At 41.1% G+C, this 5,504-nt stretch carries 6 protein-coding genes and 1 pseudogene; 2 read left to right on the forward strand and 5 right to left on the reverse strand.

Annotated features, from left to right (window positions below; genetic code table 11):
- A pseudogene (locus tag HDT10_RS03065) lies at positions 1-324 on the forward strand (hypothetical protein); the annotation flags it as partial.
- A gap of 160 nt (positions 325-484) precedes the next feature.
- On the opposite strand, the gene HDT10_RS03070 reads toward HDT10_RS03065, so the two are convergent.
- The 3 genes from HDT10_RS03070 to HDT10_RS03080 all read right to left on the reverse strand — a co-directional run bounded on the left by HDT10_RS03070 (position 485) and on the right by HDT10_RS03080 (position 3,582).
- Positions 485-1,042 (reverse strand): Fe-S-containing hydro-lyase, encoded by a 558-nt coding sequence (locus tag HDT10_RS03070; RefSeq protein ID WP_290879868.1) that lies wholly within the window; start codon positions 1,040-1,042, stop codon positions 485-487.
- Between the two features lie 10 nt (positions 1,043-1,052).
- Positions 1,053-1,898 (reverse strand): fumarate hydratase, encoded by an 846-nt coding sequence (locus HDT10_RS03075; protein ID WP_290879870.1) that lies wholly within the window; start codon positions 1,896-1,898, stop codon positions 1,053-1,055.
- Between the two features lie 307 nt (positions 1,899-2,205).
- Positions 2,206-3,582: an anaerobic C4-dicarboxylate transporter gene (locus tag HDT10_RS03080; protein WP_290879872.1), complete on the reverse strand. Its 1,377-nt coding sequence runs from the start codon at positions 3,580-3,582 to the stop codon at positions 2,206-2,208.
- 140 nt (positions 3,583-3,722) lie between these two features.
- Here HDT10_RS03080 and HDT10_RS03085 point away from each other — a divergent pair, with 140 nt between their 5' ends.
- Positions 3,723-3,881, forward strand: a complete 159-nt coding sequence (locus HDT10_RS03085; protein WP_290879874.1) for a hypothetical protein — start codon at positions 3,723-3,725, stop codon at positions 3,879-3,881.
- A 145-nt stretch (positions 3,882-4,026) separates the two neighbouring features.
- Here the strand turns inward: HDT10_RS03085 and HDT10_RS03090 are convergent, their stop codons facing one another.
- The gene (locus tag HDT10_RS03090) at positions 4,027-4,572 is read right to left on the reverse strand and encodes a methyltransferase domain-containing protein (RefSeq protein ID WP_290879875.1); all 546 of its coding nucleotides are present in this window, start codon (positions 4,570-4,572) and stop codon (positions 4,027-4,029) included.
- Between the two features lie 41 nt (positions 4,573-4,613).
- Positions 4,614-5,504, reverse strand: an 891-nt coding sequence (locus HDT10_RS03095) for a polysaccharide pyruvyl transferase family protein (RefSeq protein WP_290879878.1), incomplete at its 5' end; no start/stop codon positions are given.

Genomic DNA, 5,504 nt, shown 5'->3' on the forward strand with positions numbered 1-5,504 from the left:
AAAGCAACAAGAGTAGAAATTACCCACAAAATACTTAATGAAGTTCTCGAAAAATATATCCTTAAGATTCTTAAGGCATTACGAAAACAGAATAATTCCATCAATTTTGTTCGAGCCATTTGCATTTCATCTCAAAGAGGAGAAGACATGCCAACTTTAAATGGAGAGAATTACGAAATAAAAGCAACAACATGGAAAGAATTAATTGAAAAAAGAAAAAAAGAAAATAGAGATAAGTTACAAGGTATAACAGAAGAACTTTCACTATCCAATTATAAAGATATTGAAGATTTTAAAACAAAGGAAATGATAAAAACGCAATAGCTTTATAACCTACATAATCTCTCCTCTACCTTGACAAACACATTACACAGCATCTATTGTTATTGGAAGCTTAGGGTTTAGTGTAATCTTGCTACAAATAATGCAAGCATTAGTTTTTGATTCCCCAAAGGGAATCTATAAAAAACAAAAAGAGAGCAGCCTAAATCTTCTTATACGGTGCTTGCCCAACCTCGTAATAGTTGTTGCCTTGCGCGTCAATCGCGACAATCGCGGGGAAGTTCTCAATCGTGAGCCGCGCCACCGCCTCGGGTCCAAGCTCGGGATAAGCCAAAACCTCGTATTTGGTGATACATTTCGAGATGAGCGCCGCCGCGCCGCCCACCGCAACCATATACACCACGCTGTGTTTGACCATAGAATCGATGACTTCCTTGCTTCGGTAGCCCTTGCCAATCATTCCGTGGATTCCTTGCTCAATGATTGTCGGCGTGTATTTGTCCATGCGCCCGCTCGTGGTTGGTCCCGCGCTGCCAATCGCGTTGCCCGGCTTCGCAGGCGTTGGTCCGAGATAATAAATCGTCTCGCCCGCCAAATCCACAGGGAGCTTCTCGCCACGCGCAAGCGCCTCTGTCAAAGCCTTGTGCGCCGCATCGCGCGCGCAAAGAATCGTGCCGCTAATGAGCACGCTCTCGCCCGCCTTGAGGCTCTTTGCCACTTCTTTACTCAAAGGTGCTGTGATTTTCTTTGGTTCTGACATCTTTCCCTCCTTATAGCTCAATATCGGCGTGTCGCGCCGCGTGGCAATTGATATTCACAGCCACAGGAAGCCCCGCAATGTGCGTAGGATACCATTCTACATTCACGGTAAACGCGGTGGTTGTCCCGCCGAGCCCTTGTGGTCCAACGCCCGTTTTGTTCGCGATTTCGAGCAATTCCTCCTCGAGCCTCGCATAACGTGGGTCGGGGTTTTTCGAATCAATCTCGCGCACCGCCGCTTGCTTGGCGAGAATCGCCGCCTTTTCCATCGTGCCGCCAATGCCAACGCCAATCACCATCGGTGGGCAGGCGTTTGGTCCAGCGAGCTTCACGGCTTCGGTGAAAACCTTTTTCACGCCCTCGATTCCGTCAGCAGGCACAAGCATCTTGAGCACGCTCTTATTCTCGCTGCCAAAGCCTTTGGGGCAGACTTTGAGATGCAGCTTATCGCCCTTGACAATGCGTGTGTGAATCACCGCAGGCGAATTGTTTGTCGTATTCTTGCGCTCATACAGCGGCTCTTCAACGACAGATTTGCGCAAATAGCCCTCTGTGTAGCCCTTTTTAATGCCCTCATTAATCGCGTCCTCGATATAGCCGCCCACGATATGCACATCTTGCCCAATCTCGACAAAAACCACCGTCATGCCCGTGTCTTGGCAGATTGGCATCATATTGTTTTGCGCAATCTTGCCATTTTCAATAAGCGTATCTAGGATATTTTGTCCCAAAGCCGATTGTTCAGTTTTTTTCGCACCTGCAAACGCTGTCTTGATGTCTGGCGTCTGAATGCAGCACGCGTCAATCGCAAGTTTTGCAACAGCAGATTTGATGTCTTCGTATTGCACCTCTCTCATCGTTTCCTCCTTATGATTTTAAGCATAAGTGATTTTACTCCACAAAATGTAAAAAAGGCTTTAAAAATCAGATTATCTATCAAATTGCGCATTGTGAGATTCTGCCTTTTTATCACTGCGAGTTTTTGCAAAGAATTGTGGCAATTTATAAATTATTAGGCTGCATTCAATCATCAATAAAAATTTGAAAATAGGCGGTGAGATTCTAAATTATAGATTGCTCCGTTGCTTGCAATGACACAACGATAGAATCTGAAGCGAGATTCCTCGCGGAATCTCGGTAATCTTGACTGAAGTTAAGTTTGATTTAGCCCAAATATCCCGCAAACATTGCGAAGAAATAACCAAACACACAAGAGCTAAACACCCCAATAAGCCCGGGCAAAATGAAGCTATGATTGATAACAAATCTTCCGATATGTGTTGTGCCAGAGCGGTCAAACTGAATCGTTGCTAAGTCGCTTGGATAGGTTGGCAAAATATAATATCCATAGCACGCAGGAGCAAAAGCCACGATGATTGCAGGATGCACTCCGATTCCTAATGCCAAAGGCACGAATGCGGCAATCGCTGCGGCTTGTGAATTAACAAATTTTGAAATGAGCAATAGCATAATCGCATAAGTCCAAGGATAATCTTGCACCACGCTTCCTAAGGCGGTTTTCATCATCGGCGTATGCACTGCAAACATTGTATCTGCCATCCAAGAGATTCCAAACACCGCGACAAGCGCAATCATACCGGAGCGGAAAATTTCGTTTTTGCCGATTTTACCCGCATCTACTTTGGTAAAAATCAATAATGCAGAACCCGCAAGAAGCATAAAGATTTGAATCGTATCTACCATATTCATTGGCTTGCCTTTAAATTGTGGGCGAAGCTCTGGAAATGCTCCCAAAATCGCAACAATTGCAATCGCTCCTAAGAAAATCCACATTGCCGCCCATTGCACGCCGGGAAGCTTAACTCCAAGTAGAGTTTTGGAATCCCCATAAACATAGTTTTTAAATTCAGGGTCTTTGAGCTTTTCTTGAAATTCCTCGTCTTTATCCAAATCTTTACCTCTAAACCAAGAAAAAATCCCAATGACTAACACGCCTCCCAAAGTTGCTGGAATCGTGATTTTGAGCAAATCTACATAACCATCAAATCCTGCCAAAGGAGTTTTTGCATTTAACAAAAAAGCAGTCAAAGAAACAACCGCCACAGAAACAGGACTTGCAATAATTCCCATTTGTGAGGAGATAGAAGAAGCAGCCATTGGACGCTCTGGACGGATTCCGTTCTTTATAGCAATGTCATAGATAATAGGCATCATCGTATAAACTACGTGCCCTGTTCCACAAAGAATTGTCAAGAAGCAAGTTACAAAGGGAGCTAGAATCGTTAAAAACTTTGGATTTCTCCTTAGGATTCTTTCTGCGATTTGTAGCATTACATCTAATCCACCACTTGCTTGCAAAGTTGCACTTGCGACAACCACAGCTAGAATCGTAAGCATAACTGCAACTGCAGGCTTACCGGGCTGAACGCCAAAACCAAAAGCCAAAACCAAAAGCCCAATACCTCCTAAAAGCCCAAGAGCGATTCCGCCCTTGCGCGCCCCATAAAACAAACAAATCAAAACAACAATCAGCTGAATCGCAAATTGTGTTCCCTCGCTTAAGGACATCAGAAAATCCATAAACTATCCTTTCAAATAATATTAACCCCTAACTATATCACAAAAAGTAGCAAAATGAGCAAAAAGCCGCTAAATTAAGATAAAAATTATAAATTATTTTATTCTTTTAAATATTATTTAAACAAAAAGTAAAATAATATTTGAATTTTCTTACTCTGTCATTGCGAGGAAGTGCGAAGCACAACGAAACAATCCATAATCTTGCAAAAAGTAAATTTACAATGGAATCTTTAAGGAAAGATTCTATTATGGATTGCCACGAAAATTTTTCAAATTTTCTCGCAATGACAAACGAATAATTGTTTTTGCTTGATTTGGATTGCCACAGCATTTTACAAAGGCTTCGCAATGACGCAGTGGTAAATAAAAAGGAATCCAACATTATAGATTGCCACGATTCCTTGTGGAATCTCGCAATGACGAGAAAGCAAAATCGCAATGCCATTAAATCTTACCCATTAGCTCTTTTTTGCAAAAGCAAAAATAACCTGTTGGGAGATTTCTTTGATGTGTTTTATAGATGTTTAAAACATACCGATTGGATAAAAATAAATTGAATAACTCCTCTTGTGTTAGGCGATTCCTAACCCAAATTTTATTATCAATTTCGCTTGCGTTAATGAAGTTATAACTACACAAAATCAATTTAGGAGAGAGACTACAAATCCTCTCTATAAACTTTGGCAAATCCCAAATATATTCAAACAATCCCGCACAAACAATCAATGTAAAAGAATCTTTAGAAAAATAGGGAAATTCCCCTTGATTGAAATCACAGAGGATATTATCTTCTTGATGGGGATACAAATCTACCCCCACATAAGAGGGGTTGAGATGATTTTCTCTCAATACCTCCCTAAAATACTGCACGCCACAACCCAAATCCAATACAGATTCTAAACTCTCCCTTGCTTGAGGCGAGAGCAAATCTAACAAAATCTGCGCTCTTTGTTTAAACTCCAAATCATACTTAAAGTCTCTTTTCCACAAATTAGCCTTATCGGGAATGCTTTTTGCTTCTAAATTATGATTTACCCCCCCCCCCCGCTTAAAATAACAGAATCACCTTGAGATTCCGCCGCATTAGACTGCATTGCAGGGACAAAATCCGCGATTCTTTGGCGAATTGCTTGCAAGGCTTGCGTATCTATACTTTCTCCCATTGCTTGCTTTATACTAAGTTTCAAGTTTTCCAACATATCCTCTTTAAGCAATTCTATATTCAAAGATTGTGGTGCAAAATCCACGCGTCCCTTTTCTAAATCCTCTAGGGTATAAATTGGCACGATTCCACTAAGTGCAGAAAATCTCTGTATGTTTTCTTGGTCTCTTGCGATTAAAACGACAGGGATTCCCATCGCAATTGCTGGAGATGCACAATGCAACGCACAAGTAATGATAAGTTTTGCCTCGTTTTTGTAGGTTTCTAGCAAATTTTGTGCTTGTGATTCAAAATGCTCGGAATTTAAATTCTGATGCTCTATATTTTGTTGATTGATTTGTATTGCATTGTCGGAAAGATTTTGTGGAATATATTGTAAATACTCCTTAGGAATCCCCACTAAGAAAACTTTATTTGCCTCTATATTTGCTTCGCGTTTAGGTAATGTCAAAGTCAAACAACGTGAAAAATAAGCCTTAAGCCCTTTATTTTGACAGAATTGCAAAGTTTCTAAATCCCTACAACCAATTTCTTTATCTTTAAAATAAAAAGGGTAATAAGCGATAAAATATTCTAAAAATTTATGAATCCCCGAAGCAAAATGTGTCCCGACAAAAATAGGTAAAGTCTGATTATTAGGGAAAAAATGACTAGAATGTGCAAACCAACCCTGCATAATCACAGGGATTAAGGCATTTACAAGATTTTTACCCCCCCCCCCCCCCCCACAAGACCAAGAGAGCAAATCGAAAGTGAAAAA

It is taken from the genome of Helicobacter sp. (assembly GCF_014799995.1).
Lineage (GTDB): Bacteria > Campylobacterota > Campylobacteria > Campylobacterales > Helicobacteraceae > Helicobacter_D.